The sequence below is a fragment of the Rhodopseudomonas pentothenatexigens genome (genome assembly GCF_900218015.1).
GTDB classification, from domain to species: domain Bacteria; phylum Pseudomonadota; class Alphaproteobacteria; order Rhizobiales; family Xanthobacteraceae; genus Rhodopseudomonas; species Rhodopseudomonas pentothenatexigens.
Genome location: NZ_UFQQ01000006.1, coordinates 95,326 through 121,518, shown reverse-complemented (window position 1 = coordinate 121,518; position 26,193 = coordinate 95,326). Strand labels below are relative to the sequence as shown.

Annotated in this window: 23 protein-coding genes; 14 read left to right on the top strand and 9 right to left on the bottom strand. The window is 65.8% G+C overall.

The features are described from left to right. Positions 1-58 precede the first annotated feature (58 nt). The 11 genes from DWA33_RS06975 to DWA33_RS06925 all read left to right on the top strand — a co-directional run bounded on the left by DWA33_RS06975 (position 59) and on the right by DWA33_RS06925 (position 9,937). Entirely contained in the window at positions 59-1,930 is a 1,872-nt protein-coding gene (locus tag DWA33_RS06975) for a methylmalonyl-CoA mutase subunit beta (protein WP_114357376.1), read from the top strand. Beyond that, positions 1,927-2,391: a GFA family protein gene (locus DWA33_RS06970; RefSeq protein ID WP_114357375.1), complete on the top strand. Its 465-nt coding sequence runs from the start codon at positions 1,927-1,929 to the stop codon at positions 2,389-2,391. The genes DWA33_RS06975 and DWA33_RS06970 overlap by 4 nt, the downstream gene beginning before the upstream one ends. 62 nt (positions 2,392-2,453) lie before the next feature. Beyond that, complete coding sequence (scpA, locus tag DWA33_RS06965) at positions 2,454-4,613, top strand: methylmalonyl-CoA mutase (protein ID WP_114357374.1); 2,160 nt, start codon at positions 2,454-2,456, stop codon at positions 4,611-4,613. A 5-nt stretch (positions 4,614-4,618) separates the two neighbouring features. Beyond that, the gene (locus tag DWA33_RS06960) at positions 4,619-4,897 is read left to right on the top strand and encodes a type II toxin-antitoxin system Phd/YefM family antitoxin (protein WP_110784423.1); all 279 of its coding nucleotides are present in this window, start codon (positions 4,619-4,621) and stop codon (positions 4,895-4,897) included. Beyond that, positions 4,894-5,316 carry a type II toxin-antitoxin system VapC family toxin gene (locus tag DWA33_RS06955; RefSeq protein ID WP_167443140.1) on the top strand — a complete coding sequence of 141 codons (423 nt, stop codon included), beginning with the start codon at positions 4,894-4,896 and terminating at the stop codon, positions 5,314-5,316. The genes DWA33_RS06960 and DWA33_RS06955 overlap by 4 nt, the downstream gene beginning before the upstream one ends. Before the next feature lie 79 nt (positions 5,317-5,395). Continuing rightward, positions 5,396-5,710: a nucleotidyltransferase family protein gene (locus tag DWA33_RS06950; RefSeq protein ID WP_114357372.1), complete on the top strand. Its 315-nt coding sequence runs from the start codon at positions 5,396-5,398 to the stop codon at positions 5,708-5,710. Beyond that, a complete protein-coding gene (locus tag DWA33_RS06945) occupies positions 5,604-6,056 on the top strand; it encodes a HepT-like ribonuclease domain-containing protein (RefSeq protein WP_244601212.1) in 453 nt (150 codons plus the stop codon). The genes DWA33_RS06950 and DWA33_RS06945 overlap by 107 nt, the downstream gene beginning before the upstream one ends. Further along, the gene (locus DWA33_RS06940) at positions 6,053-6,841 is read left to right on the top strand and encodes a DUF3298 and DUF4163 domain-containing protein (RefSeq protein ID WP_114357370.1); all 789 of its coding nucleotides are present in this window, start codon (positions 6,053-6,055) and stop codon (positions 6,839-6,841) included. The genes DWA33_RS06945 and DWA33_RS06940 overlap by 4 nt, the downstream gene beginning before the upstream one ends. Continuing rightward, positions 6,825-7,817 (top strand): methylmalonyl Co-A mutase-associated GTPase MeaB, encoded by a 993-nt coding sequence (gene meaB, locus DWA33_RS06935; protein WP_114357488.1) that lies wholly within the window; start codon positions 6,825-6,827, stop codon positions 7,815-7,817. Before DWA33_RS06940 ends, meaB begins: the two co-directional genes overlap by 17 nt. Then, the gene (locus tag DWA33_RS06930; RefSeq protein WP_114357369.1) at positions 7,814-8,461 is read left to right on the top strand and encodes a pyroglutamyl-peptidase I; all 648 of its coding nucleotides are present in this window, start codon (positions 7,814-7,816) and stop codon (positions 8,459-8,461) included. The genes meaB and DWA33_RS06930 overlap by 4 nt, the downstream gene beginning before the upstream one ends. Positions 8,462-8,578: 117 nt before the next feature. Beyond that, entirely contained in the window at positions 8,579-9,937 is a 1,359-nt protein-coding gene (locus DWA33_RS06925; protein WP_114357368.1) for a TIGR03808 family TAT-translocated repetitive protein, read from the top strand. 1 nt (position 9,938) lies between these two features. Here DWA33_RS06925 and DWA33_RS06920 read toward each other — a convergent pair whose 3' ends face one another. From DWA33_RS06920 to DWA33_RS06910, 3 genes are read right to left on the bottom strand one after another with little or no spacing between them, the layout of a single operon-like run. Continuing rightward, positions 9,939-13,157, bottom strand: coding sequence for a helicase HerA domain-containing protein (locus DWA33_RS06920; RefSeq protein WP_114357367.1), 3,219 nt, complete (start codon positions 13,155-13,157; stop codon positions 9,939-9,941). Continuing rightward, complete coding sequence (locus DWA33_RS06915) at positions 13,154-13,846, bottom strand: hypothetical protein (RefSeq protein ID WP_114357366.1); 693 nt, start codon at positions 13,844-13,846, stop codon at positions 13,154-13,156. Before DWA33_RS06915 ends, DWA33_RS06920 begins: the two co-directional genes overlap by 4 nt. A gap of 5 nt (positions 13,847-13,851) precedes the next feature. After that, positions 13,852-14,844, bottom strand: a complete 993-nt coding sequence (locus DWA33_RS06910) for an endonuclease domain-containing protein (protein WP_114357365.1) — start codon at positions 14,842-14,844, stop codon at positions 13,852-13,854. Positions 14,845-15,137: 293 nt separating this feature from the next. On the opposite strand from DWA33_RS06910, the gene DWA33_RS06905 reads away from it, so the two are divergent. Then, on the top strand, positions 15,138-15,377 hold the full coding sequence (locus tag DWA33_RS06905; protein WP_114357364.1) for a PilZ domain-containing protein: 240 nt from the start codon (positions 15,138-15,140) through the stop codon (positions 15,375-15,377). Between the two features lie 117 nt (positions 15,378-15,494). Here the strand turns inward: DWA33_RS06905 and DWA33_RS06900 are convergent, their stop codons facing one another. From DWA33_RS06900 to DWA33_RS06875, 6 genes are all read right to left on the bottom strand, one after another. Further along, the gene (locus DWA33_RS06900; RefSeq protein WP_114357363.1) at positions 15,495-17,804 is read right to left on the bottom strand and encodes a TonB-dependent receptor; all 2,310 of its coding nucleotides are present in this window, start codon (positions 17,802-17,804) and stop codon (positions 15,495-15,497) included. 152 nt (positions 17,805-17,956) lie between these two features. Next, positions 17,957-18,298: a hypothetical protein gene (locus tag DWA33_RS06895; protein ID WP_114357362.1), complete on the bottom strand. Its 342-nt coding sequence runs from the start codon at positions 18,296-18,298 to the stop codon at positions 17,957-17,959. 314 nt (positions 18,299-18,612) lie between these two features. Next, complete coding sequence (locus DWA33_RS06890) at positions 18,613-20,679, bottom strand: HAMP domain-containing methyl-accepting chemotaxis protein (RefSeq protein WP_114357361.1); 2,067 nt, start codon at positions 20,677-20,679, stop codon at positions 18,613-18,615. A gap of 449 nt (positions 20,680-21,128) precedes the next feature. Next, the gene (locus tag DWA33_RS06885; protein ID WP_114357360.1) at positions 21,129-21,638 is read right to left on the bottom strand and encodes a TIGR03809 family protein; all 510 of its coding nucleotides are present in this window, start codon (positions 21,636-21,638) and stop codon (positions 21,129-21,131) included. Between the two features lie 474 nt (positions 21,639-22,112). Then, positions 22,113-22,940, bottom strand: a complete 828-nt coding sequence (locus DWA33_RS06880) for a hypothetical protein (RefSeq protein WP_114357359.1) — start codon at positions 22,938-22,940, stop codon at positions 22,113-22,115. After that, positions 22,937-23,506, bottom strand: coding sequence for a sigma-70 family RNA polymerase sigma factor (locus tag DWA33_RS06875; protein ID WP_114357358.1), 570 nt, complete (start codon positions 23,504-23,506; stop codon positions 22,937-22,939). The genes DWA33_RS06880 and DWA33_RS06875 overlap by 4 nt, the downstream gene beginning before the upstream one ends. 381 nt (positions 23,507-23,887) lie before the next feature. Between DWA33_RS06875 and DWA33_RS06870 the strand changes: the two genes are divergently transcribed. After that, the gene (locus DWA33_RS06870; protein ID WP_114357357.1) at positions 23,888-25,033 is read left to right on the top strand and encodes a GGDEF domain-containing protein; all 1,146 of its coding nucleotides are present in this window, start codon (positions 23,888-23,890) and stop codon (positions 25,031-25,033) included. Positions 25,034-25,068: 35 nt separating this feature from the next. Then, positions 25,069-26,178, top strand: a complete 1,110-nt coding sequence (locus DWA33_RS06865; protein WP_114357356.1) for a DUF2336 domain-containing protein — start codon at positions 25,069-25,071, stop codon at positions 26,176-26,178. Positions 26,179-26,193 lie beyond the last annotated feature (15 nt).

Sequence of the window (26,193 nt, the reverse complement as noted above, 5' to 3'; positions counted from 1 at the left end):
GCACGTGGCATTTTCCGGCCAAATCACGTTCCGGTATTCTGGGAGTTCGATTTCACCGATGTCTTCTGCAAACCAAGAGCTGCGGCTCGCCGCCGATTTCGCCCCGGCCGGCTATGAGGATTGGCGCAAGCTGGTCGACGGCGTGCTGAAGGGCGCGCCGTTCGAAAAGCTGATCAGCAAGAGCGCCGACGGCATCCAGATCGATCCGATCTACGTGCGGGCGCGCGATGCGGCACCGATCGCCGGCCGCGCTCCCGCGGCGCCGTGGCGGATCATGCAGCGGGTCGATCACCCCGAGCCGAAGGAAGCCAACAAGCAGGCTCTGCAGGACCTCGAGAACGGCGCCACGGGCCTGACGCTGGTGTTCGCGGGTAGCGTCGGCGCGCGCGGCTTCGGTCTGCCGGCGACGCAGGAAGCGATTGCGCAAGTGCTGGAGGGCGTCCACCTCGACGCCGGCATCGCGATCGAACTGCAGTTCCCGCCGCAGTCCTGTGACGTGGTCCGCCACCTCGCCGCTCTGATCCAGAGCCGCGGCACCGATCCGGCCGCCTGCGACATCCGCTTCGGCATCGATCCGCTCGGCGCGCGCGCCGTGCAGGGGGCGAGCGCCACCGAGTGGAGCGAGATCGCCAAGGGCCTCGGTGACGTCGCCGCCGGCCTCGCCGGCGCCGGCTTCAAGGGCCCGTTCCTGGTTGCCGACGGCCGCGTGATCCACGATGCCGGCGGCTCGGAGGCGCAGGAGCTGGCCTACGTGCTCGGCTGCAGCGTCGCCTATCTGCGCGCCCTGGAAGCCGCAGGTGTGCCGGTGGACGTCGCCCGCGGCATGATCTATGCGCGCCTGTCGGCGGACGCCGATCAGTTCCTGACGCTGTCCAAGTTCCGCGCGCTGCGGCTGCTGTGGGCGCGGATCGAGCAGGCCTGCGGCCTCGCGCCGAAGCCGCTGTTCGTCGCCGCCGAAACCGCGTGGCGGATGCTGACCCAGCGCGATCCTTACGTGAACATGCTGCGCGCCACGATGGCGACGTTCGCCGCCGCGCTCGGCGGTGCGAATTCGGTGCAGGTGCTGCCGCACACCCTTGCGCTCGGCCTGCCGGATAGCTTCGCGCGCCGCGTTGCCCGCAACACGCAGTTGATCCTGCTGGAAGAGTCCAACCTCGACAAGGTCGCCGATCCGGCCGCCGGTGCCGGCGGCATCGAAGCGCTGACCAAGGAGCTGTGCGACGCCGCCTGGGCCCAGTTCCAAGAGATCGAGCGCGCCGGCGGCGCGTTTGCCGCGCTGCAGGCCGGCCTGGTCCAGCCGAAGGTCGCCGCAACCCGCGCCGCCCGCGACAAGGCAATCGCCAAGCGCCGCGACGTGCTGACCGGCGCCTCCGAGTTTCCGAACCTGCACGAGGCGCAGGCCAAGGTGCTCGACGTCCAGCCCGCCGCGGTGTCGCCGGCCGGCGACGCGAAGATCAGCTTCGCGGCGCTGACGCCGATCCGTGTTGCGACGCCGTTCGAGACGCTGCGCGACAAGTCCGACGCGGTGCTTGCCGCCAAGGCGTCGCGGCCGAAGGTGTTCCTGGCCAATCTCGGCACGCCGGCCGACTTCACCGCGCGCGCCACCTTCGCCAAGAGCTTCTTCGAGACCGGCGGCATCGAGGCGGTCGACAGCGAAGGCTTCACCGATCCGGCTGCACTCGCGGGCGCCTTCAAGGCGTCCGGCGCGGCATTCGCCTGCCTGTGCTCGTCTGACAAGGCCTACCCGGCCTATGCGGCCGCGGCCGCCCAGGCGCTTGCCGCTGCGGGCGCCAAGCGGATCTATCTGGCGGGCCGTCCCGGGGAGCAGGAGAGCGCGTTGCGTGACGCCGGCGTGCAGGAGTTCGTGTTCGCCGGCGGCGACGCGCTGGCGACGCTCAGCGACGCGTGGAAGGGCATCGAAGCGGCATGACCGGGACCGGCAAAGCGGTGCTGTCCGGCGGCTGCCAGTGCGGCGCGATCCGCTACGCACTATCGGCGCCGCCGCTGCGCACCGCGCTGTGCCATTGCCGGATGTGCCAGAAGGCGACCGGCGGTCCGTTCGCCTCGATGGCCGAGATCGCCAAGGACAGCTTTGCCTGGACCCGCGGCAAGCCCGCGTCGTTCCGCTCCTCCTCGATTGCCGAGCGCGACTTCTGCAAGGACTGCGGCACGCCGCTGGGCTATCGGCTGCTCGAGGGCGACAGCATCGAGATCATGACCGGAACCTTCGACCGGCCGGATCGCGTGGTCCCGACCCTGCAATACGGCACCGAGGCCCGGCTCGGCTGGACCGGCACCATCGCGAACCTGCCGAGCAAGACCACGTTGCAGAACTACGGGCCCGACAGGCTGGCACAAGTGTTCAGCTATCAGCAGCCGGACCACGACTAACCCGACGAAATGACGAAAAACGGCGACCGTGTTACGATCGGTTGCAGTGAGATCAGATAAAAATGAGCAAAATTCCGAACTTCGCCGAGATCGCGTTCCAGCCCACCGCCGCCCCTGCGCCCGCAGGTGAGGCCCAGCCGTGGCTGACGCCCGAAGGCATTCTGGTCAAGCCGGGCTACTCCGAGGCGGACGTCGCGGGCATCGATTTCCTCGACACCTGGCCGGGCGTCGCGCCGTTCCTGCGCGGCCCCTACCCGACCATGTACGTCAACCAGCCGTGGACGATCCGACAATATGCCGGCTTCTCGACCGCCGAGGATTCCAACGCGTTCTATCGCCGCAACCTCGCCGCCGGTCAAAAGGGCCTGTCGGTGGCGTTCGACCTCGCCACGCACCGCGGCTACGACTCCGATCACCCGCGCGTCGCCGGCGACGTCGGCATGGCGGGCGTTGCGATCGACTCGATCTACGACATGCGCACGCTGTTCGCCGGCATCCCGCTCGACCAGATGAGCGTGTCGATGACCATGAACGGCGCCGTGCTGCCGATCCTGGCGCTGTACGTCGCCGCCGCCGAGGAACAGGGCGTCTCCCCGGACAAGCTGTCGGGCACCATTCAGAACGACATTCTGAAAGAGTTCATGGTGCGCAACACCTACATCTACCCGCCGGTTCCCTCGATGCGGATCATCTCCGACATCTTCGCCTACACATCGCAGAAGATGCCGAAGTTCAATTCGATCTCGATCTCCGGCTATCACATGCAGGAAGCCGGGGCGACGCAGGACCTCGAGCTGGCCTACACGCTCGCCGACGGCGTCGAATACGTCCGCGCCGGCATCGCGGCCGGTCTCGACGTCGACAAGTTTGCGCCGCGGCTGTCGTTCTTCTGGGCGATCGGCATGAACTTCTTCATGGAAGTCGCCAAGATGCGCGCCGCGCGCCTGCTGTGGGCCAAGCTGTTGACTCAGTTCGACCCGAAGCAGCAGAAGTCGCTGAGCCTGCGCACCCACTGCCAGACCTCCGGCTGGTCGCTGACCGCGCAGGACGTGTTCAACAACGTGATGCGCACCACCATCGAGGCGATGGCGGCCACGCAAGGCCACACCCAGTCGCTGCACACCAACGCGCTCGACGAAGCGCTCGCGCTGCCGACCGACTTCTCCGCCAGAATCGCGCGGAATACCCAGCTATTCCTGCAGCAGGAGAGCGGCACCACGAGGATCATCGATCCGTGGGGCGGCTCGTATTACGTCGAGCGGCTGACCCACGACATCGCGGTCAAGGCCTGGGCCCACATCCAGGAAGTCGAAGCGCTCGGCGGCATGGCCAAGGCGATCGAAGCCGGCGTGCCGAAGCTGCGCATCGAGGAAGCCGCCGCCAAGACCCAGGCGCGGATCGACACCGGCCGGCAGTCGGTGATCGGCGTCAACAAGTACAAGCCGACCGACGAGGCGCCGATCGACGTCCTCAAGGTCGACAATTCGACCGTGCGGCGACTGCAGATCGACAAGCTCGGCCGGCTCAAGAAGGAGCGCGTGCAGACCGACGTCGACGCCGCACTGGCGGCGCTGACCCGCTCGGCCTCGGAAGGCAGCGGCAATCTGCTGGCACTCGCGATCGACGCCGCGCGCAAGAAAGCCACCGTCGGCGAAATCTCCGACGCGCTGGAAACGGTCTATGGCCGGCACCGCGCCGAGATCAAGTCGATCACCGGCGTCTACAAGCGGGAGGTCGCATCGATGGCGGACCGGATGGAGAAGGTGCAGGCGCTGATCGACGCTTTCGAGGACGCCGAGGGCCGTCGCCCGCGCATCCTGGTCGCCAAGATCGGCCAGGACGGCCACGACCGCGGCCAGAAGGTGATCGCCTCGGCGTTCGCCGACATCGGCTTCGACGTCGACATCGGGCCGCTGTTCGCGACGCCTGAGGAAGCGGCGCGGCAGGCGGTGGAGAACGACGTCCACATTCTTGGCGTGTCGTCACTCGCCGCCGCGCATTTGACCGCGGTGCCGGAACTCAAGGCCGCGCTGAAGAAGCAGGGCCGCGACGATATCATGATCATCGTCGGCGGCGTGGTCCCGCCGCAGGATTACGATGCGCTGTTCAAGTCCGGCGCCGAGGCGATCTTCCCGCCCGGCACCGTGATTGCCGATGCCGCTGAAGAGCTGATCCACAAGCTCAACGCCCGCCTCGGCCATTCCAGTCAGGCGGCGGAGTAGCTGCAATGAAGCATGTTGCCATCGACGACGCAAAGTCTCGGCTCGAAGCGTTGGTGGCTGAGATCGAGTCGAGCGGCGACGACGTTGTGCTTACTCGCAACGGCGTTGCGGTTGCACGGCTGGTGCGGGAAGGGCCCCAGTCGCGGCACCTCGAGCTGACGCCCGAGCAGATCGAGAAACGCCGACAAGCAATCGCCAGCATTCGCGAACGTGCGGCGGCGATCGACCTGAAAGCGACGCCCGAAGAGATCAAAAGCTGGATCAACGAAGGGCGTCGTGTTTGATTGTTCTCGATGCTTCGATCACGATCGCCTGGCTACTCAACGAGACAGGCTTCTCCGCGCGAGAGCTGAGCGAGGCCATCTTGAACGAAGCCGTGATTGTGCCGGCGCACTGGTCGATGGAAGTCGGAAACGTTCTTCTGACCAACCTGAGACGAAAGCGAATCGCGGCGCACGACGTCGACGCTGCGCTCTCCGACTTGGCGACGCTGGACATCGAAGTCGAACCGCCAATTCGGTCGGCGCAGATGTCCGATCTGTTGCGCTTCGCGCAGGACTACGGATTGACGTACTACGACGCGGCCTATCTCAGCTTGGCTCGTGACAGGGGCGCGACGCTCGCCACGCTGGATCGCCAGATGCAGCATGCGGCGGTTAACGCCGGTGTGATCATATTCCCGACCACTTCCTCAAACAATTGACCTGAGCGTTCGGCCATCTTCCGCGAGCGCTCGGCAACTGTGTCGTGCACAGATATGGCGTCTGTGGTAGGATGACGGCATGACCTCCGTCATCGACATGCCGCTGGACACCATCCTCGCCAGATTGCGCGAGAGGGGTGATGCATTGCGCGCCGAAGGCGTGGCCAAGCTATATGTGTTCGGCTCGCGCGCCCGCGGTGACGCGCGACCGGACAGTGATCTGGACGTGCTGGTGGAGGTCGCACCGGAAGCTCGCTTCTCGCTTCTTGATCTGATCGGCGTCGAACATGTTGTGGCCGACGCGACAGGGCTCCGGGCTCAGGCGACCATGCGCCGGTCGATCCGGCCGGCTTTTGCGGAACGGATCGCACAAGACCTCGTCGAGGTGTTTTGACGTGCCTCCGACGATTCCCGATCGGCTGGGTCATATCGAGACAGAGCTCCGGAACATTCGCGATGTCCTAAGCGATAGGGATTTCGCCGACTTCGAGTCGGATCGGTTGGTACTAGCGGGAGTCGAGAGGTTTCTGGAGCGAATTAGCGAAGCTTCGAGACACCTCCCCGATGAATTGAAGGCGACTGAGCCATCCATCAATTGGCGCCGATTGGCCGACCTCGGCAACTGGCTTCGGCATGCCTATCACGCGACAGACGCCCGACTGTTGTGGGAAATGATCCAGCGTGATCTCGAGCCACTTCAGCAGTTCGTCTCTCGTGCACGCAAGGAGTCCGACCGTTGAGCCTTCCGAACCTGTTCCGCACCGTTCTGGTCCTAACCAGCATCTGCGTCCTCTCCCCCGCCCTCGCCGAGCCGGCGAAGCCGAAACCCGACTTCGCCGTCAAGACCAAGGCGATCGACGGCACGGTGACGCTCGATGCAGCGATCAAGGCCGATACCAAGCTCGCCGAGAACTGCCTTGCCGAGGGCAAGACATGGATCGCTCAGCAGCGCACCGAGGCCGAGCCGGAATACAAGAGCGATCCCGCGCTGTTCCGCAACGGCCCATGGACCTACGAGCGCAGCTACACGATGGATTCGCTGGTCGCGAACCGTTATGCCTCGGTCCTGCGCACCGACTACAGCTACACCGGCGGCGCCCACCCCAACACCGACATCGATACCATCCTGTGGGACAAGCAACTCGGCAAGCGCATCAGCATCCGGCCGTTCTTCACCGATCTGTCAGACGGCAGTGCGGCGATGCAGGCGATGGTCAAGGGCGCGATCGCAGCGCTGAGGGCCGAGAAGAAAGCGCGCGGGACCGACGATGACGGCGAGGACTACGTCAAGAGCATCGAGCCGAAACTGCTGAAGATCGGCCCGGTGACGTTGGCGCCGTCGACCGAATCCGGCAAAAGCTCCGGCCTGACGTTCCACTACGCTCCCTACGCCGTCGGAGCCTATGCCGAGGGCAGCTACGACGCCTTCGTGCCGTGGACCGCGCTGAAGCCGTATTTGTCGGCGGAAGGCAGCGCGATCTTCGGCGGCGACCGCCCGAAAGGCGATGATGACCGCAACAAGTAAGAAGTCGCTCGACCTGCCATCGCTCGCCGGCGAGGTCCGCAGCGGCCACCGCGCCGCGCTGGCGCGCGCCATCACCCTGATCGAAAGCCGTCGCGCCGACCATCAGGCCTCCGCCCGCGCGCTGGTGCAGGATCTGCTGCCCGACACCGGGCGAGCGATCCGGGTCGGCATCACCGGCTCGCCCGGCGTCGGCAAGTCGACCACCATCGACGCGCTCGGCATGTATCTGATCGCGCAGGGCCACAAGGTCGCGGTGCTGGCGGTCGATCCATCCTCCGCCCGCACCGGCGGCTCGATCCTCGGCGACAAGACCCGGATGGCGCGGCTGTCGGCAGAACCAAACGCCTTCATCCGTCCCTCGCCGTCCTCGGGCACGCTCGGCGGCGTCGCCGCCAAGACCCGCGAGGCGATGCTGCTGTGCGAGGCCGCCGGCTTCGACGTCGTGCTGGTCGAGACCGTCGGCATCGGCCAATCGGAAACCGCGGTCTGCGACATGACCGATTTCTTCCTCGCTTTGATGCTGCCCGGCGCCGGCGACGAACTGCAGGGCATCAAGAAGGGCCTGGTCGAACTCGCCGACATGATCGCCATCAACAAGGCCGACGGCGACAACATCGCCCGCGCCAATCTCGCCGCCGGCGAGTATCGCGCCGCGCTGCATATCCTCACGCCGCGCTCGATGCATTGGCAGCCGCCGGTGATCACCTACTCGGCCGCGACCGGCACCGGCATCGCCGAACTGTGGCAGTCGGTGCTCGACCATCGCACCGCGACGACGCCGTCCGGGGAGTTCGACGCGCGGCGGCGTGAGCAGCAGGTGAAATGGATGTGGACGCTGCTGGAGGATCGCTGGAAGGCGAAGCTGCGCAGCGATCCTGCGATCCGCGCCAAGGTCAGAGTCACCGAGGCCGCGGTCGCCGAGGGCACCATCACGCCGACGCTCGGTGCCGATCGGGTCGCGGAGCTGATCGGGTGAGCGGCTTACGCATCCTGATCACCGGCTTCGGGCCGTTTCCCGGTGCGCCGTTCAATCCGACTCCGGCGCTGGTCGATCGCCTCGTCAAACTGCGGCGGCCGGCGTTCGACGAGATCATCCGCGTCGGGCATGTCTTCAACGTCAGCTACCGCGCGATCGATCGCGATCTGCCGGCGCTGCTGGCACAGCATCGGCCCGACGCGCTGCTGATGTTCGGCCTCGCCGCGTCGACCCGGCACGTCCGGATCGAGACCCGCGCCCGCAATGCCATCACCACGCTGTGGCCCGACGCCGACCAGGTGACCCTCCGCACGGCGTCGATCGTACCGGGCGACGACGCGCAGCCGTTTGGTCCGCATTGCGAAAAGCTTCTCCGCGCCGCGCGCACGACCGGGCTCGACGCCCGGGCGTCGCGCGATGCCGGGCGCTACCTCTGCAACTATCTGTGCTGGCGCGGAATCGAAGCGACGCAGGCGCCGGGCGGGCCCCGCCTCGCCGCCTTCGTGCATGTGCCGCTGATCAGCCGCGACGGCACCGCCTGGCCGGGAAGTCGGATCACCGCCGAGCATCTGGTCGATGCCGGCGAAGCCATGCTGCTCGAACTGGTGCGGCTGACTCGCGCGGCACGCCGCGACGCCGCCTGAGCCGGGTTAACCCTACGGCCAAACATCGCGGCTCCGGCGTGGCACGATCGTCAGCGCCACGTTGGATTCTGCGTTACTTCTGGTCGCAGCAGATCATCGCACAGGAGCACGCGCGCCATGGCCCTGCACCGCCGCGACGTCCTCGGCACTCTGGTATCCGCCGGCGCGCTGGCGCTGACCGCCTCGCCGCTCGCCGCCGCCCCCGCCTCGCGCCGCGGCCGCGACGCGTCATTGTCCGGCGTGCGTCCTGACAGCTCCGAAGACCAGACCACCGCGCTGCAGCGCGCGATCGACGACGCCGCCGAACGCCGCGTGCCGCTGGCGCTGCCGCCGGGCAGCTATCGCACCGGGACGTTACGACTGCCGTCCGGCGCACAGCTCTCCGGCATACGCGGAGCCACCCGGCTGGTCTTCACTGGCGGGCCGTCGCTGTTCGACAGCCAGGGCGCCGAAACCGCGACGCTGTCCGGCCTAGTGCTCGACGGCGCCGGCATTCCGCTGCCGAGCCGCCGCGGGCTGGTGCACTGCATCGCCGCGCATGACTTGCGAATCCAGGATTGCGCGATCACCGCCAGCGGCGGCTCCGGCATCTGGCTGGAAGCCACCTCCGGCGCGATCAGCAACAACATGCTGACCAAGATCGCGGTCACCGGCGTGGTGTCGTTCGACGCCAAGGGGCTGCGCGTCGACCACAACACCATCATCGACACCAACCACAACGGCATCGAAATCCTGCGCACCGCGATCGGCGACGACGGCACCCTGGTCACCGGCAATAGAATCGAGAACATCAAGGCCGGCCCCGGCGGCTCCGGCCAGTACGGCAACGCCATCAACGCGTTTCGCGCCGGCAACGTGGTGATCAGCGGCAACCGCATCAAGGATTGCGACTACTCCGCGGTGCGCGGCAATTCGGCGTCGAACATCCAGATCACCGGCAACAGCGTCTCCGACGTGCGCGAGGTGGCGCTGTATTCGGAATTCGCGTTCGAAGGCGCGGTGATCGCCAGCAACAGCGTCGACGGCGCCGCGCTCGGCGTCTCGGTGTGCAATTTCAACGAGGGCGGACGGCTCAGCACCGTGCAGGGCAACATCATCCGCAACCTCAGGCCGAAGCGGCCGATCGGCACCGCGCCGGACGACGACGCCGGCATCGGCATCTATGTCGAGGCCGACACCGCGGTGTCGGGCAACGTGATCGAGAACGCCCCGTCGTTCGGCATCGTCGCCGGCTGGGGCAAGTATCTGCGCGACGTCGCGATCACCGGCAACGTCGTGCGCAAGAGCTTCATCGGAATCGGCGTCTCGGTCATGGACGGTGCCGGCGCCGCGACGATCACCGGCAACACGATCGCCGAAACCCCGCGCGGCGCGGTGGTCGGGCTCGATCATGCAAGACCGGTGACGCCGGACCTGACCACGCCGGGCGCCACGAAGTTCGCGCAAGTGACGCTCGGCACCAATCACGTGCGGTGAGCTATGCTGTCGCGACCGAACGTCGCGCAAGAGACACGACCTCGCCGGGTGTCGGCGGATTGGGCGGATGATAGCTCAGGCAGATCGGTGTGCGGACCTTGGCGGGTTTGCCGGATCCTTCCGTGGCGAAGTAGAATTCGCCTGCCTTGAGCTTGCCGATGTCGTCCGCCCGTCCGCCGCTGGCGGCAATGATCTCCTGAGCTGCCGCGATGGTCGCCGGCGCGCTCTGCTTGCCGATGAACTGCGTGGTGCAATTCGAGACGATCTGGTTGTGAATGCCGCGCGGCACCTGGGTCGCCACCACCATCCCGAGCCCGTATTTGCGCGCCTGGGCGACCAGCTTGATGCCGCTGCCGAGACTGAGCGCAGGCTTCTGCGACGGCAAGAACGTCTGCGCCTCGTCGACGACGTAGAGCAGTCCGGTCTCGGAAGGATGCCGCTTGATCCAGCCGAACAGCGCCATTTGCAGCCGGTTGACGAAGTCCTCGCGCGCGGCCTCGGTCGCCAGCCCCGACAGGTTGATCACCGACAGCCTGACGCGCGTCGGATCAGACCCGAAGAACAACAGCTTCGGGTCGAGTACCGGTCCGTCGGCGCGGAGCAGCGGATTGGTCGCGACCGCGGCATGAAGCTGGTCGGCCATTCCCGACGCCAATTTGGCGGCGTTGCCGATCGGACTGAGACCATCGGGCAGATCCGTCAGCAGCTCGATGAAACCATCCAAATCACCTCCGCCACCGCTTGCGAAGTGCCGCAGTGCTTCTGTCAGAACGCCCTTCTGCAAAGCGCTCTTCGCGCCGGCCAGCGGCCCCAGCGTCTCGGCCGCCATGTCGATAGCCTGCTGGCGCTCGTCCTTGTCGGCACCGAGACTCGCAAAGTCCGGCATCACCGACAGGAACAGCGGATTTCCGCCGTGCACGCCCGGCGTCCACACGACGACCTCCACATTGCCGGCGTAGCGCCGGGCCTTGTCGTCGTCCTCGGCGGTGAACGACTCCGGCCGCGCCGGCCACGGATCGCCGAGCCGCGACAGATCGTTGTTCGGATCGATGACGATGGCGGGAATCCCCGCGAGCGCCGCCTCCTCGACGATCCGGCGCAGCAGCACGGTCTTGCCCGAACCGGAGCCGGCAATGATCGCGGTGTGGCGCGGCAGAAGCCTGAGCGGCACACTCACCTGCCCTTCGCCCACGCCGATGCGGCGCCCGATCGGGATGGCGTCCGGTCTGGCGCGAGGCACCTCAGTGGGTGGAGGTGCCGATGGCGAAACCGGCGATGTCGCAGCGGGCGGTTCCGCGGCGACAGATTGCGCGGACCCCGGTGTAGACATTAGCGTCGGTGATCTCGGCTCCGGCGTAGCCGGCTCGGCATCGGGCACAGTCGCGCCCTCGTCGGCCTTCGGTGTCACCGGGGGCGGGCTGAGCCCGGCCGCTCGGAAGAACTGCGTGGCGAGAAGCGGTTTCTCGGCGCGAAGCCAGGAATCAAACTCAGCTCCTCGACCGTCAGTCGCGGCGTCTCGGCTCAGCTGGCGCAACGCCACGAAGACCTTCAGATCAGCATCCGCCGGATCGACGACGATACCGCCCGATTTTTCAAACAGCTCGAACAACTGTTTGGTCTTGGCCCCACCCGGAATCGGGCTCCGTCGCACCAGGACAAGATGCCGATCGGCGATCTTGGCATTGATGCCGGACGCGGTCAGCGCTGCGCGGAGCCGCGCCTGAAACGAGATTGCGTGGGTGTGTTCGAGCGCACGGAAGCAGAAGTGCCGTTCGCGGTCGTTCTGGTCGTGGTACGTGAACGTCAATCTTCCATGCAGCGGCGGCACCCGTTGCGCCGGATCGCCGCGACTCTCCAGATCGACAGCTTCATTGGGCTCGAATTCGCGCGCGTAGAGATCGAACACCTCACGGAGCAAACCAGCGAGCTTGCCGTCGTCGTCCGCGACGATCAGATCGTCGATCTCGACGGCGGACGCAAGTCGTCGAAGCTCTTGGATAAAGCCGTCGGGTGAGGAAGAACTGTTGGGGGTGGCAACCGCCTCGGTCAGGCGTTCGCACTCGGTCACCTCGCCCGCTTCGATGCAGCTGCGACGGAATGCATCGCAGCGCATCAGAATCGTCCGCGGGGTGGAGATGATACCGGCCGCACCGGCGATCGCGTTCTCGCTGAACGGCCAGCTCGCATAGGGCGGTGTGAAGTTGACGGAAGCATAGGCCGGCGTCAGCCGGCTGACGATCAAGCTGCGAACGTCCGCCGGATCTTTGATCTCGCGCAGGTTCAACGGTTCGCGAAAGCGCTGGCTGAATGGGATCAAACCCCTCGTCTGCAGCGCCTGCCACGAGTTGAACAGGCAGGTGACGACGGTCATGCTGCGATGTCCGACGTCGTAGAGCTCGAGCAATCCAGCTGCCAGCGCTTCTCCGAGGCCCTGGTTCGGGGCGTCGTCGTTGAGATGGGCGGTGACGATGCTCGGGTTGACCACGCCGTCGATCTGGTCGATCGCCACCATGGTCGGCCCGGCCAGGCTCATGATCCAGGACATGCCCCTGACGAGATCGACCGGCTGGGGCGGCGGCTTCAGAAAGCCGAGAGCGGCGCGCGCCTGTTCGTCGGCATCGTAGCCCTGCAGCCAGGCATGCGCGAGCCCGGCACTGTTGATGTCGTTGGACCGCAGCAGGCACATCGCGCGAAACACGTCCTGGTGCCGCAACGTGTTCTGCACGTCGTGCCGCATCAAACCTTTGACCAGCACGTCGACGATCTTGCGCGCCTCGATATTGGGGATGTTGAAAGCGGTCTCGACCTCCTTCTCGACTCTGAAGCGGCGCGCGACGCCCGCCAGCACAGCTTCGAGCTGACGGCGTCCATCGGACATCGGCTGCAGCAGCGACGTGACGTAGCTCAGCGCAGCGTTTCGCCAGAAATCGGTCAAGCCCAGCACTTCGAGCAGCACGAACCAACCGCCATCGTCCCAAACGCGACGACGTAGCTGGCTGACGAAGTGTGTCTTGCCGATCCCGGCATGTCCCGTCAGCGGGATTCCCGGCGCTCGCGATCTGGGCCCGAGCGTTTCGCGGAGAAACTCCTGAGTGACGTGGTCAATGATATCGGCGTTCGGCCCGACGTCCGCAGCCGCATTTTCGTCGAACCAGATGCTGTCCAACGAGCGAACCCAGTTGAAATCGACGACACGAAGCGCCTGCAAAGCTACGTTCATGATTGAAACCAAATGAAGTGATACGGGTCTCCGCCGGAGCTGAAGGCGGCTTCAGCCTCGTCGGGTGAAATGCTCTTCGGATCGTCGTTTCGGCCGAATCCGGCCTTCGTCTCGGTCTGGTGAATCCTCAACAGCGCGCCATCCACCGTGGTGCGGTCGAGGTCGGACAATTGCTCACGGAGCTGCCCCAACGGCACGGGCACTCCTCTCCGTCCGTTGGTGATCGCCAAATACGCCTGCTTGATTCGTGCCCGCAATTGCTCCGGCGACGGCGTATCGAGCCGGTCGTGGCCTCCGACCTTCTTCCTCTTGGGCCGACTCGACGCCGGGGACTTCTTCTTGCGCGGCTGCTTCGGCTGCTTAGCGGGCGGCCATTCGGGCGCAGGACCGATGAATTCCGCGAGCGTGACGCCGCTGCTCTCGAAATGCTGCTTCAGCATCGCCAGCCATTGCTGCAGCACATGATAGTTCTTCGGCAATTCGTCGCCGAGGTGTTCACCGGCCCAATTCCATCCTTTGTCTTCCAGCTTCAGTCCGAGCGCGCGGCCGATCTTGGAGCTCGAGACCAATCCGTCGGCGACCAGCGCCTCCCGGTCCTTCTTGTCGACCTCGGGACGAATCTCGGCCTGCAACGCCTGGCCCTTGCGGCCCAGTAGGCACCACACGATCAACGTCTGTTTCGGGGTCATAGGCGTTACCGTAGGTTGAGGGTTGTTCTTCGGAATCGAACGACAGCGCGGATCTTTTCGATGGCGGCCTGCAGATCGGTGGCGACCTGCTGGTTGGTGATGCGCAGCACCAGATAGCCGGCCACCAGGAGTTCGTAGTCGCGGTGACGATCGTTGGCGAAATTCGGATCGCCCTGGTGCTCGGGGCCGTCGAGCTCGACGACAACGCGACCGTCCCGCCACAACAGATCGACACGCGGGCTGCCATAACCGTCGATTGCGACAGTCTGGTTACACACAAACAGCGAGGCGAGTTCGCCGTCTTGAAGCAGCGCTGCCTCGACGCGCTGCTCGACCAGACTCGCGTGATGCGCGCGCCCGCTCGGGGCGATGAAGCGAGTTTGCAGCGGCTGGACTGCCGATACGACGTCGACGGCACCATATAAAAGACGATCGAACGGCGCGACGGCGGGCGGTTTTCTCGGAAAGATAGCGACCACCGACGCCTCATGGCTAGCACACCACTCGAGGACCTGAATGACCGGTGCGGAGCGGGCGGTGTCGCTTGGATCGATTGTCGAGAGCAACAACAAATGGGGGGGATCGATCGCCTGCATCAATTGTTTGAATTCGATCGAGATCGACATCCGCCGAAGACGCGGCCGATGACCATGTGCCGCCCGCTTGGAAGCCGCGCGAAACCAGGCCGCCGCGATCGCGGGGTGGTCAGCAGCCACGATCCGACGCCCCTCTTCCGTCGAACAGTCCGTCCCATACCAATGTGGCCAGCACGCAAGGGCAAGGTCTGCAAGATCATCGACCAGATGGATCAGGATGGCTTCAGCACCGGGCGCGTCGGGGAGAATCAAGGCAGAGCGCTCCGTTTCAACGGTCGCCAGAGCCTTTCGAACCTCGTTGATGCCGATCCCAGTGACACTCAGCAGTTCGCCCGGCCGCAGCCGGACAATCCAGTTTCCCAATTGCTCGACGCCGCCCGCCGCCGAACATCGCGATTGCATCCGAGGTTCCATGCAACCGTAAAAATGGCAAACTCTTCGGCGCAGCGCAACCTTGCTCCACCGACTCACAACGGTCCCGTGTCGCAGCCCTTGAAGGTGCGAGGAAGTTTCTTCCTTGCCGTGACGGGGCTTTTTGCCGGCGATATCACGCCGCGCCGGTCACGCGCCGCGGCATCCCCCTTCGAGGCCACTCTCGCCGTGCCTCAACTAAGCGCAATCGGGTAGCGCCTCCCCGGGGATACACTGGGTGATATGTTCACAAAATTATAAAGCTCTCATGTTCAAACGGCCCAATGGATGAGCAGAGAAAAACGCCGCGCCGGCGGGTCTTGAAGGCCGCTACGATCGAGTTCGGCGGCGGCGCGATCGACTGCAACGTCAGGAACATTTCGAAAGCCGGCGCGGCGCTGGACGTCGCGTCCCCCCTGTCCATCCCCGACCACTTCACGCTCCACATCCCGAGCGATCAGATCAAGCGGCCCAGCCGGGTGATCTGGCGAAAGGAACGACGGATCGGCATTTCGTTCGATTGAGCGAAGACACTATCAACGTGTTGGCAGCCCGCCGACCGGTAACATGGTCACCGCGGGAAGTGCGGCCTTCGCTGAGTTTTCGGGGCCGCTTCCGATCGGGAGCGGCCCCGCGCGCGATCAGAACGACACCGTCAGTCGCGTGCTGAACGACCGGCCCATGCCGGGCACGCCGTAGCCCCAGATCGGGGAGGTGCCGCCCATCATCGAGGCCGCGCGGTAGTCGACGAGGTCGGCTCCGCCGAGCGGCAGCGTGTAGAACTTGTCGAACACATTATCGACGCCGACATCGAGCCGCACGTTCTCCCAGCGATAGCCGGTCCGCAGGTTCAGCAGCGCGTAGGCCGAGGTCGTGGTCTCGTTGCGCACCTCGCTCGCCTGGGTCTTGGCGCCGACCAGCTGCAGCTCGATGCCATTGACCCAGCCGCCGATCTCGTGATCGAGCCCCAGCTTCGCGTTGACCGGCATCACATGATACAGATTGATCCCGTCGGTGCGCTGGCCGTGCACGTAAGCGAACTGCCCGCGCAGCACGCCTCGACCGTAAGCCGCATTGTCCCACGCCGTGAGCCGGCCGTCGAGATTGACGCCGTAGAGTTCGGCATCGTGGTTGGCGAACTGCAGGAACACGAAGGCATTGGTCTTGGTCAGGTTCGCCGCCGAGCAGGTCGAACTGCCCGCGACGAAGCAGCGGTTCACGTCGATATAGTCCTGCACGTAGCTGTAATACGGCGTGACCCGAATTTCCCAGAGCTTCTGCGCCGGGTCGTGCCAGGCGGCGGTGAAGCTCACGGTATGGGCCTTCTCCGGCTTCAGATCGACGTTGCCGACATAACCATTGCCATCGCCAAACCAGCCGATCATGTTCATCGCCATCGCCGAGGTCGACCAAGCGTAGCGCTCGTACAAATTCGGCGAGCGCGTCTTGCGGGCGATGCCGAGTTCGAACTGGCTGATCGCGTTGGGTTCGTAGCGGATCAGCGCCGAGCCGTCGAAATTGACGTCGGTGCGATCGCGGTCACGCCCGTTGAAGCGGGCCGCATCGGCGGCGTACATGGCGCTATAGCCTTGGACGTTGCCGGTCCCCATCCACACTACGTCGTTGCGCAGGCCGAGCAGCGTGGTCCATTCCCGGTTCCAGTGACGCTCCCACTCGACGAAAGTGCCGAGCCGGGTGCGGCGGCCGTCGTTGATGTTGATGAAGGTGTTGGGCGACATCATCATCCCCGAGCCAGGCACCGGATCCCACCAGTCGTCGAGCCGATACGCATGGGTCTCGTTGCCGATGCGGATCAGATCGTGGTCGGAAGCGATCACCGAGGCCTTGATGTTATAGCCGAGGTCGGTGCCACGGGTGTCCATCGGCATGTCGGCGATCTTGTCCGGCGCGATGAAGCCCATGGTGTGCCGGATGCGGTGATAGAACGCCGAGGTCTCCAGCTTGCCCCAGTCGAACACGCCGTCGTAGCGGCCGTTGACGAACATCGACCGGTTCGAAACCATGTCCATGTACTGATTGACGTAGCCCTGATACGGGATGAACTGCCCGCCTACCTGCAGCGTGAACAGATTGCCGGCGCTCTGCCGCGAAATGCTGACGGCGTGGTTCTGCACCTCCCACAGCGTCGACTTCACCGTCATGCCGTTGCCGGCCTTGTAGTTGCCGGAGCGGGCCCAGCCGCCGGTGTAGGTGACGCTGGTGTCCTGACTGGCGATCGTGGCGCGCGCATCGGCGCCGTAGGCATTGCCGTTGCTGCGATAGAAGCCGGAGACCGTCGCGGTGGTGAGCAGGCTCGGCCCGCTCGCAAACTGCGGCGGCGCGGTGGTGACGTCGATCTTACCGCCGATGTAGTCGCCGCCGACGCTGACCGGCGCGACACCCAGATAGGCGCGCATGCTGGCGATCATCTGCGGATTGACGAAGGACAGCGGCGGATTCATCTCGTTCGGGCACGCCGGGCTGATCAGCATCGAGTTGATCGCCACCTGCACACGGTCGGCACCGACTCCGTTCAGCGCCGGCAGACTGGAGACGCCGCCGGCGCCCCATACTGCGCCGCCCGGAATGTCGGTGATCAGCGAGGCGCTGTCGCTGGTGCCGAGACTGCGCGTCACCGCCGCCGAGCCAGGCAGCGTCGTGGCCGAGGCGGACACCGGCTGAGACGATGCAGCGGCAGGCGACGGAGCCACCGCAGCGTCGCGGATCACCGGCCCGCGCTGCGGTGACGGCGTGGTGGCGCGAACGCGCGGTTTGGCGCGCGGTCTGGCGGGATCGACCACGATGGTCGACAGCCGACTGGCGGTTTGTGCCGAAGCCGGCGCCGACGACAGCGAGGCCGCCGAGAAGGCGACGGCCGCCAGCGGCAGCGACAGCAGCGAAGTGGACAGCAGTAACGACCGGCTGAGGCCGGCGGACAAGACGGATGGCATGGTAACAACTCACGGATGATCGAGCGCGCGCAGCGCGTGGCTGGCGCAGGACATGTGCCCCCGTGCGCCGCGACGAAGTGGACGCGACGATGGCAACAGCGAAACGGCAAAGCATCGCCACCGCGCAAAAGGCGCGATCAGCGAACGTGCGGTTACGCGAGATCCGGAGGTCCGCGAGCGGAGTGCGAGGAGACGGGAGCGCTGTGCGGAGCGGCTTCGGCGAGCGGCCAGCGGTGCGCGAGCCACGCCCAGGCCAAGCTCGGCGCCGCGGTGACGACCAGCGACGGTGGCGGCAGGCTGCAGACCAGGACGCAGGCGATGCACTTGAAGTGCACCACTACCCGATCCTGCGACTCGGCCGGCGCGGACGTGTCGATCGAATGGCAGATGCCGGCGCTGCTGAGAACGTCCAGCGACGCGGCGCTCGCGGGCGGCATCGCCGACAGCGCGATCTGCAGCAGCAGCGCGAGGGTGACGGTCCAACTGGTCGACATCCGCAGCGCGGCGCCGAACCAAGCGGACCCGTTACGGACCGCGAGCGATCGGCTCGGACGGCGCGCATGCGCGACCGACGCTCTTGCCTTCACCCCGCTCCGCAATGCCCTCAGCACATTCGTCCCCAGCCTGTGCGAGGCACAGTAATCACAGCGCCGGAGGTGCAACAATACTGCGAAGTAATGAGATACCGCGCCTCATGACATTTGGAATAGATGTCACTTTTGGACCACAGATCGCGCAAACGCGCGCGCCCGGGACCAGACCCGGGCGCGACACATCAGTTGCGAATTGCTCGCGACAACGCGGCGGCTTATGCAGCCCGCACCGTCTCCATGAAGCGGTCGACTTCGTCCTTCAGGCGCGTGCTGTCGCGCGACAGCGACTGTGCGGCGGACAGCACCTGCGACGACGCCGAGCCGGTCTCGGTAGCGCCGCGCTGCACGTCGGCGATGTTGGAGGAGACGTCGTGAGTGCCGCGCGCCGCCTGCTGCACGTTGCGCGAGATCTCCTGCGTGGCGGCGCCCTGCTCTTCCACCGCCGACGCGATCGTCGAGGCGATCTCCGACATCCGCTCGATGGTGCCGCCGATCTCGCGAATGGCCCCGACCGACTCCTGCGTCGCCGACTGCATGCTGCTGATCTGCGCGCTGATCTCGCCGGTCGCCTTGCCGGTCTGCTCGGCCAGCGCCTTGACCTCCTGCGCCACCACCGCGAAGCCGCGACCGGCGTCGCCGGCGCGTGCCGCCTCGATCGTGGCGTTGAGCGCCAGCAGGTTGGTCTGGCCGGCGATGGTGTTGATCAGGTCGACGACGTCGCCGATCCGGTTCGCCGCCTGGGCGAGCGTGCCGATCCGGTCGTTGGTCTTGCGCGCCTGATCCACTGCCTCGTTGGCGATCCGCGCCGCCTCCTGCACCTGACGGCTGATCTCGGTGATCGAGGACGCCATCTCTTCGGTCGCCGACGCCACCGACTGCACGTTGGAGGAGGCCTGTTCGGAGGCCGCGGCCACCGAGCAGGCGAGCTCCTGTGAGCGCTCGGCGGTCGTCGTCAGCGTACCGGCCGAGGCTTCGAGCTCGGTCGAAGCCGACGTCACGGTATCGATGATCTCACCGACCGCGCCTTCGAAGTGATCGGCGAGCCGCTGCATCTCCGCCTTGTGCTCGGCGGCGACGCGGCGTTCGGCCTCCTCCTGCTCGGTCTTCAGGCGATCGCATTCCAGCGCGTTGTTCCTGAACACTTCGACGGTGCAGGCCATCAGGCCGATCTCGTCCAAACGGCCGGAGCCGACGATTTCGACATCGGTGTTGCCGGCGGCCAGCTCCTTCATCACCCCCGACATCGCCACGATCGGTTTCGACACCGCGCGGCCGATCAGCCAGGCGAGCAGAAAGCCGAGCGCCATCGCGCCCAGGGTGATGAACAGGATCTGGTTCTGGGTCTCGCCGATCAGCGCCGTGGTCTGGTGGCCGATCTGCTTCTGTTCGGCGACACCGGACTGCTTGATGGCCGCCGCATCGCCGGCCAGCGATTGCGCGACCTTGGTCATCGCCGTGATGGTGGCGTCGATCTCGTTCACGTCGCGGACCGACCGTTGATAGCCGTCGGCGTAGATCGCGAGGTCGGCCTCGATCGCCGCAAGCTGCTTGCGTTCGGAGTCGGCGGTGAGCACCGTCTTCATCGTCGACAGCGCAGTCCTGAAATCCGCCAGCGCCTTTTCGGCGCTGGCCTGAGCGGCCTTCTCCAGATGAATGCCCAGAACCTTGCTGGCGAACAGCCGCAGCAGCAGGAACTGCTTCATCGATTGGCCGACCAGGAGCGCTTGATCGCTGTTGCCGTCGCCGCTCATCGTCGCGGACTGCAATTGCTCGAGCCGTCCGACGATCCGCTGCCCGACCGGCCCGAGCACTGTCAGCGACAGCTGGTTCTGATCCTGCCGGAGTTTGGTCAGCCCGTCGAACTGTGCGACGTAGGAATCGACCTTGCTGCCGAGTTCGACCATCGAAGCTTGACGGCCGGGATCGCGGACCTGTTGCATCGCCCGCTTGATGTTGTCCTGAAGTTCGGCGCGGCGCTTGCCGGCCTCGGCGATCAGCGCATCGTCGCCAGTGAGGCTGTATTCGCGCACGGTCCGGCGCAAACTGACGAAGTCCAGTTCGATGTCGCGAACCGTGTCGACGACGCCGACGCGTTGATCGAATGCGGAGAATGCTTCGCCGAGCTTGCTGAAGTTGGCGTAGTTCAGGATCGCCAGCAGCGCCAGCAGCACTTCGACGGCGGCGAAGCCGATGGCGATTTTGATGCCGATTTTGCGGTTGGTGAAGAACGAAAACGGGCCCGCCGCAGCGGGCGACACGTGCGACGAATGAGCACTAGACATGGATCTGATTCCCGACGAGGCCGCGCGGCTGCGTGGCTGTACTCAGCGCATGGGAGAGGGATCCACGGCACGGCAAGGGGCGCACGTCGCCGCGTTGTCCCCCTACTGTGAATTTCATCTTATGAGCGAATCCAGAACGGGTTCGCACGTAATAAGTGCACCGAAATTCGTTCCAATCCGTTAAACATCGGCGGCGCAATTCGGCGCTCATTGGCGTCAGATTGCGAAGATCGCCGGGCTCTCGGCCCTGCTGCAAGCTTGATCGAGGTCAAAAGTGATCGTGAAGTCGCGGTAAATATTGATGTTCGCGACACCCGGATAGTTGGTCGATGACGGCGGCGCGCGGGTTGCGACCCTTCAGCCTTACGACCAAGGTTGAATCGCCGAGGCGACAATCAGGCGCCGGTGCCGTGTTCTAACGGTCGTGTGCGCCGGAGCGCCGGCGATAATCAGCCGGCCTTGCGTAGCAGGGAGTAGCGCTGTCCCATCCGCTCCGGATCGAGCGCATGCAGCCACACCGGAAGGTCGTCCGGCACGATTGCCGGGGCGGCTTGCTCGGCCACCGGGCGCGGGGGCGGCTCGGCCGACTTCGCCGCGGCGGTTGGCTTTGCCGTTGGCGCCTGAGCTTTCGGCGGTGCCGGCAGCCGCTTGGGCGCCGAGCCGTTGATGATTTCGCCGTCGAAGGCGAACGCCAGGCGCGGCGCGACCTGCTTGTTGCGGCCGAGCCAGGACAGATCGACCGGCCGGTTGTCCAGCGTCGCCTCGCGCTTCAACAGATCGCGCCACGATTCGACGGCGGCTTTAGCATCCTGGATGTTCTCGAGAAACTCGCGCTCACCGAAAAAACGGCGCCATCGGCCGCTTTCGAACAGCTCGGTGAGGTAGTCCAGCCGCTGCTCAGCGAGCAAACACCAGCGCTCGACGAGCGCACGGCCGCGCTCGGCGTCGGTCTGTTCCATGGTCAGTCCGCCAGGAGAGGAAAAGGAACGCGACGCAACTCACGAATCGACGCAAAGCTTAAGAACAATGTTGTTAACAAAAATTTACCATGTCCAGAGCAGCGGTAACTCGTAGCTCCACGAGCTCAGCCTTTTTGATCTCGAAAAGGCCCAAGCGAGACCCGACCGCGGCCCGGAAACGAAAGACCCGCCCGGGGGGACAACCGGGCGGGTCACAGCCATATCAGGCGCTGGGGTGGATGGGCGCTCGCGCCGAATACGGCCTCGTTGGGGAGGTGGTTTCCGCTCCCACAACGATTGGTCATCGGACAACGCTGGGACGTTCAATTCGGTTGCCACTTTTTTCCGGCGCGCGCGGATGTGAAACATCACCAGGGATTGCGTCGTCTCGCCGCGGGCGTCGACACGGCGCGGCACAGCCTCGCCAGGGTGACTCGCCAGGGCAGGCAACGGCGGATCCTGCGGCGCGACGTATCAGGGCGCGGCGAGCACCACGCTGACGATCTGCTCTTTCTGCAGACGGCCGACCAGATTCTCCTGATCCTGCTTCGATAGCGGACGGTCGCCGAACTGCAGCCGGAATACCCCGCCTCTGCTGCTATCGACCACGACGGCGTTGTATCGGTCGAGCAGCGCCGCGATCTCGCCGGCGCGTGCCTCCGACGCGAACTTGACCAGCACACGCGGAGGCGCGGTCTGCGGCGCCAGGCTTCGCATCACCGGCCCGCCCGGCCGCTCCGCCATCACCATCGGTGCGGCCGGCTTGGCCGCGTCGCCGGCGCGCTCGGGCAGCGCGGCGGCGGGCGGCGGCGCCGGGGCGGCGGCGGGCGGCGCCGAGGCGATGTCACGCGGCCGCTGGTCGGCAGCGATCTGCAGCAGGCCGGAATCGGGCCATGCCAGCATCGCCCCGATCAGCCCGGCCTGCAGCAACAGCGCAAGGCCGGCGACCGACGCCGACCAGGCCAGCGCCTTCGGCGACAGCCCGGCGAAGAACCCGGCAAATCGCGCGCCCAGCCCGCGCCCGGCGCCCGATGCCGGGGCTGGCTCGGCATCGATCGCGCTGAGCAGCTTCTGCAGCGTGCGCGACGACGGCGCCCCCAGGCTCTCGTTCAGCTCGATGGTCGCGGCATATTCTTCGAGGATGACGTCGTATTGCCGCGCCAGTTCCGGATCGCGGTCGAGCGCCTCGGCGACGCGACGGGCGTCACGGGCGCTGAGCGTGCCGGCGGCGTACCACGGCAGCAGCGCCTCGATGTCGCCCGGCTCCCGCTGCTCGGGCATCGTGTTGCTCATCGCCATCATGGCCAGCCTCGCTGGACGCCGGCCGCCTGCAGCAGGTCGGCGAGTTTCTTGCGCGCGTAGAACAGCCGGGTTTTCACCGTGTTCTCCGGGATTCCGACGATCTCGGCGACTTCTTCGACTGATTTCTCATGGTAGTACACCAGATCGACGATCTCTCGATGTTCGGGCGACAACGACGTCAGGCACCTCCGCAGCACCTCGCCGGTGTCCTTCTTCTGCACTGCGATTTCCGGATCGTCCGAGGAATCCTCGATCGCAGCCGCAGCCTCCTCGTCCAACTCGGCATCCTTGCGGCGTCTCAGCGCAGACAGCGCCTTGAACCGAGTGATCGCCAACAGCCAGGTGGAAACCGACGACCGTCCCTCGAACTTGCCGGCCTGACGCCAGACGTCGAGGAACACTTCGCTGATAAGGTCCTCGGCGATCTGTTCGTTCCGGACAAGCCGCAGTCCGAACCGGAAGACTTTGACGTGATGCCGGCCATACAGGACCTGCATCGCGACACGGTCGCCCTGAGCGATCCTGGTGATGAGGACCTCGTCGGTGGCAGCCTGCTTGGTCGTCACTGGCCATCTCTTGATTTTGGTCGGCTCGTCCCGGCGGAAGGTTCGATAAATAAAAGCAAATTCTAATTCCTCGGGATGTCCCGCAGCATCAGTTCGGCGCGGCCCGGCCGGTTCCGCACGCTTTCCCGGCGATTGCCGCCATCGGCTCGCCGGAGCCCTGAGTCGGGGTTCCGGCCGCAGGGAGGTTACCAAGCTCCGAGCCGGCTTGCGCGACATTTCCACACATCTGTGGCGCCAGCCCCGACGCCGGGCCGCAGTGCAGAATGCCGCGAAATCAACCGTGTAGCGCAAGATCCGGAGTCCACCACCGCACCGGGCAGATACCAAAACGAAAGGCTTTTTCTCGTAGGTTCCCGAGACCCACTCTCGATCGGGCGAACGATGGGACGAACTGCCGTGATTCCGGGCGCCCTGCCCGGCTCCCCAACCAGCGCCGACGACGCCCGGACCCTCGCCGTCCGTGGTCGCCGCATGCGGCAGCGCCGGCACATGCTGGATCTGATCGCGACCAGCTTCATGATCGACGCCGCGATCCTGCTGGTCTACGTCCAGGCCGGCACCATTCCGTCGATCGTCGCAGTGGCGTTCGCCGCCTGCGGCGGCGTTCTGGGCAGCATCCTGTTCATCCTCTCGGAATCCGGATTCAACGACCGTTTTCCGGATCACTATCTGACGGTGCCGATCGCCCTCGCCCATCTGGTCTTGATCGTCGCCTTCACCGCCTGGGCGCCGCAGATCGGCGGGTTCTTCCTGTTCGAACTGTTCGTCGTGTTCGGCTTTGCGGCGCTGCGTGCCAACCGGCGGCAAGCGCTGATCTCGTGGACCGCGCTGCTGTGCACCTTGGCACCGCTATTCCTGCTCACCGATCTGCCGATCGGCCTGCCGCATCACACCCCGCTGGAACGGCTCGCCACCCTGCTGGCGCTGGTGCTGACCGTCGGCCGCTGCATGTTCATCGGCGTGTTTTCCAAGGCGATGCGGGACTCGCTGTACAAGCGCGGCACTCAGCTCCGGGAAGCGTATCAGCGCATCGAGGAGCTCGCCGAACTCGACGAGCTGACCGGCGCGTACAACCGCCGCAGCATCATGCGGCATCTCGACAATGAGATCGAACGCGCCGCCCGGCACTGCGAACCGCTGTCGCTGGCGCTGATCGATCTCGACTGGTTCAAGCGCATCAACGACACGTTCGGCCATCCGACCGGCGACGAAGTGCTGCGCACCTTCGCGATCACGATCTTCGCCAACATCCGCAGCTTCGACCGGTTCGGCCGCTACGGCGGCGAGGAATTCCTGCTGTTGCTGCCGAACACCACCGAAGACGAAGCCCGCCAGATCCTCGACCGGTTGCGCCTGATCGTCGCCGGACTGGACTGGAGCGCTTTCTCGCCGAGCATGATGGTGACCCTGTCCGCCGGTGTCACCACCATGTCGTTGCAGGAATCCACCGAATCTGTGCTGTCGCGCGCCGATCGCGCGCTGTACGAGGCCAAGCACGGCGGACGAAACAGAATTGCCTACGCCTGAAGGATCAGGCGCCGAACCGGCTCCAGGAAAGAGTAATGATTTCGAGATCGAAGCGGCCCGCCCTCCACCTGCTCGACGAATTGCAGGCGACGCTGGCACACGGCACCGTTGCGCGCCGGGTCGAGACCCTGCGGCGGGTCACCGACCTGTTCCTGGGAGCTGTCGACTACAACGATGAGCAGATCGAGGTGTTCGACGACGTTTTCACCTGTCTGGTGGAAGACATCGAGTCGCACGCCAAGGCGCTGCTGGCGCAGCGGCTGGCCACGGTGAAGGCGCCGCCGCGGATCATCAGACAGCTCGCGTTCGAAGACCAGATCGAAATCGCGGCGCCGGTGCTGTCGCAATCCGAGCAGCTCGACGACGCGACTCTGATCGCCAATGCGCGGGCCAAGGGCCAGCAGCACATGATGGCGATCTCGGTTCGCCGCGCCCTCAGCGGCGCCGTCACCGACGTGCTGGTCGAACTCGGCAATCCGGCGGTGGTTCAGAGCACGGTCAAGAACCCGGGCGCCGAGTTCTCGGACAGCGGCTACTGCACGCTGGCGCGACGCGCCGAACAAGACCACGATCTCGCCGATGCGCTCGGCCAGCGGGCCATTCCGCGTCCGCAGTACCTGAAAATGATCGCCATCGCCTCGGCCACCGTCCGCAGCAAGCTCGAAGCAGCCCAGCCCCACGCACTGGCCGAGGTCGACACCGCGGTGCGGCAGGCGAGCCGGCTCGCCCGGTCGGCTCCGCGCGGCATCAGCCGGCAGACCAGTATCGCCCATGGTCTGGTGCGTTCGCTGTTCGAGGAGGGTCGGATCGACGCCGTCGAAGTGCACAGCTTCGCACAGCAGCGCAAATTCGACGAGACCAATCAGGCGATCGCCTGCCTCGCCAACATCACGGTCGAAACCGCCGAGACGATGATGGTCGAGTCGCGCGACGAAGGTGTGCTGATCCTCGCCAAGGTCTGCAACCTGCCGTGGGCGACGGTGCGCGAAATCATCGACATGCGTGACGAGATCAACGGTACGCGATCGCACGACCTCGACGAATGCCGCGACACCTACGAGCGGTTGCGGACCTCGACCGCGCAGCAGGTGCTCCGCTTCTACCGCATGCAGCAATCCGCCACAGCACAGCCGCCGGCCGCCTGAGCGGCCGGCGGCGCG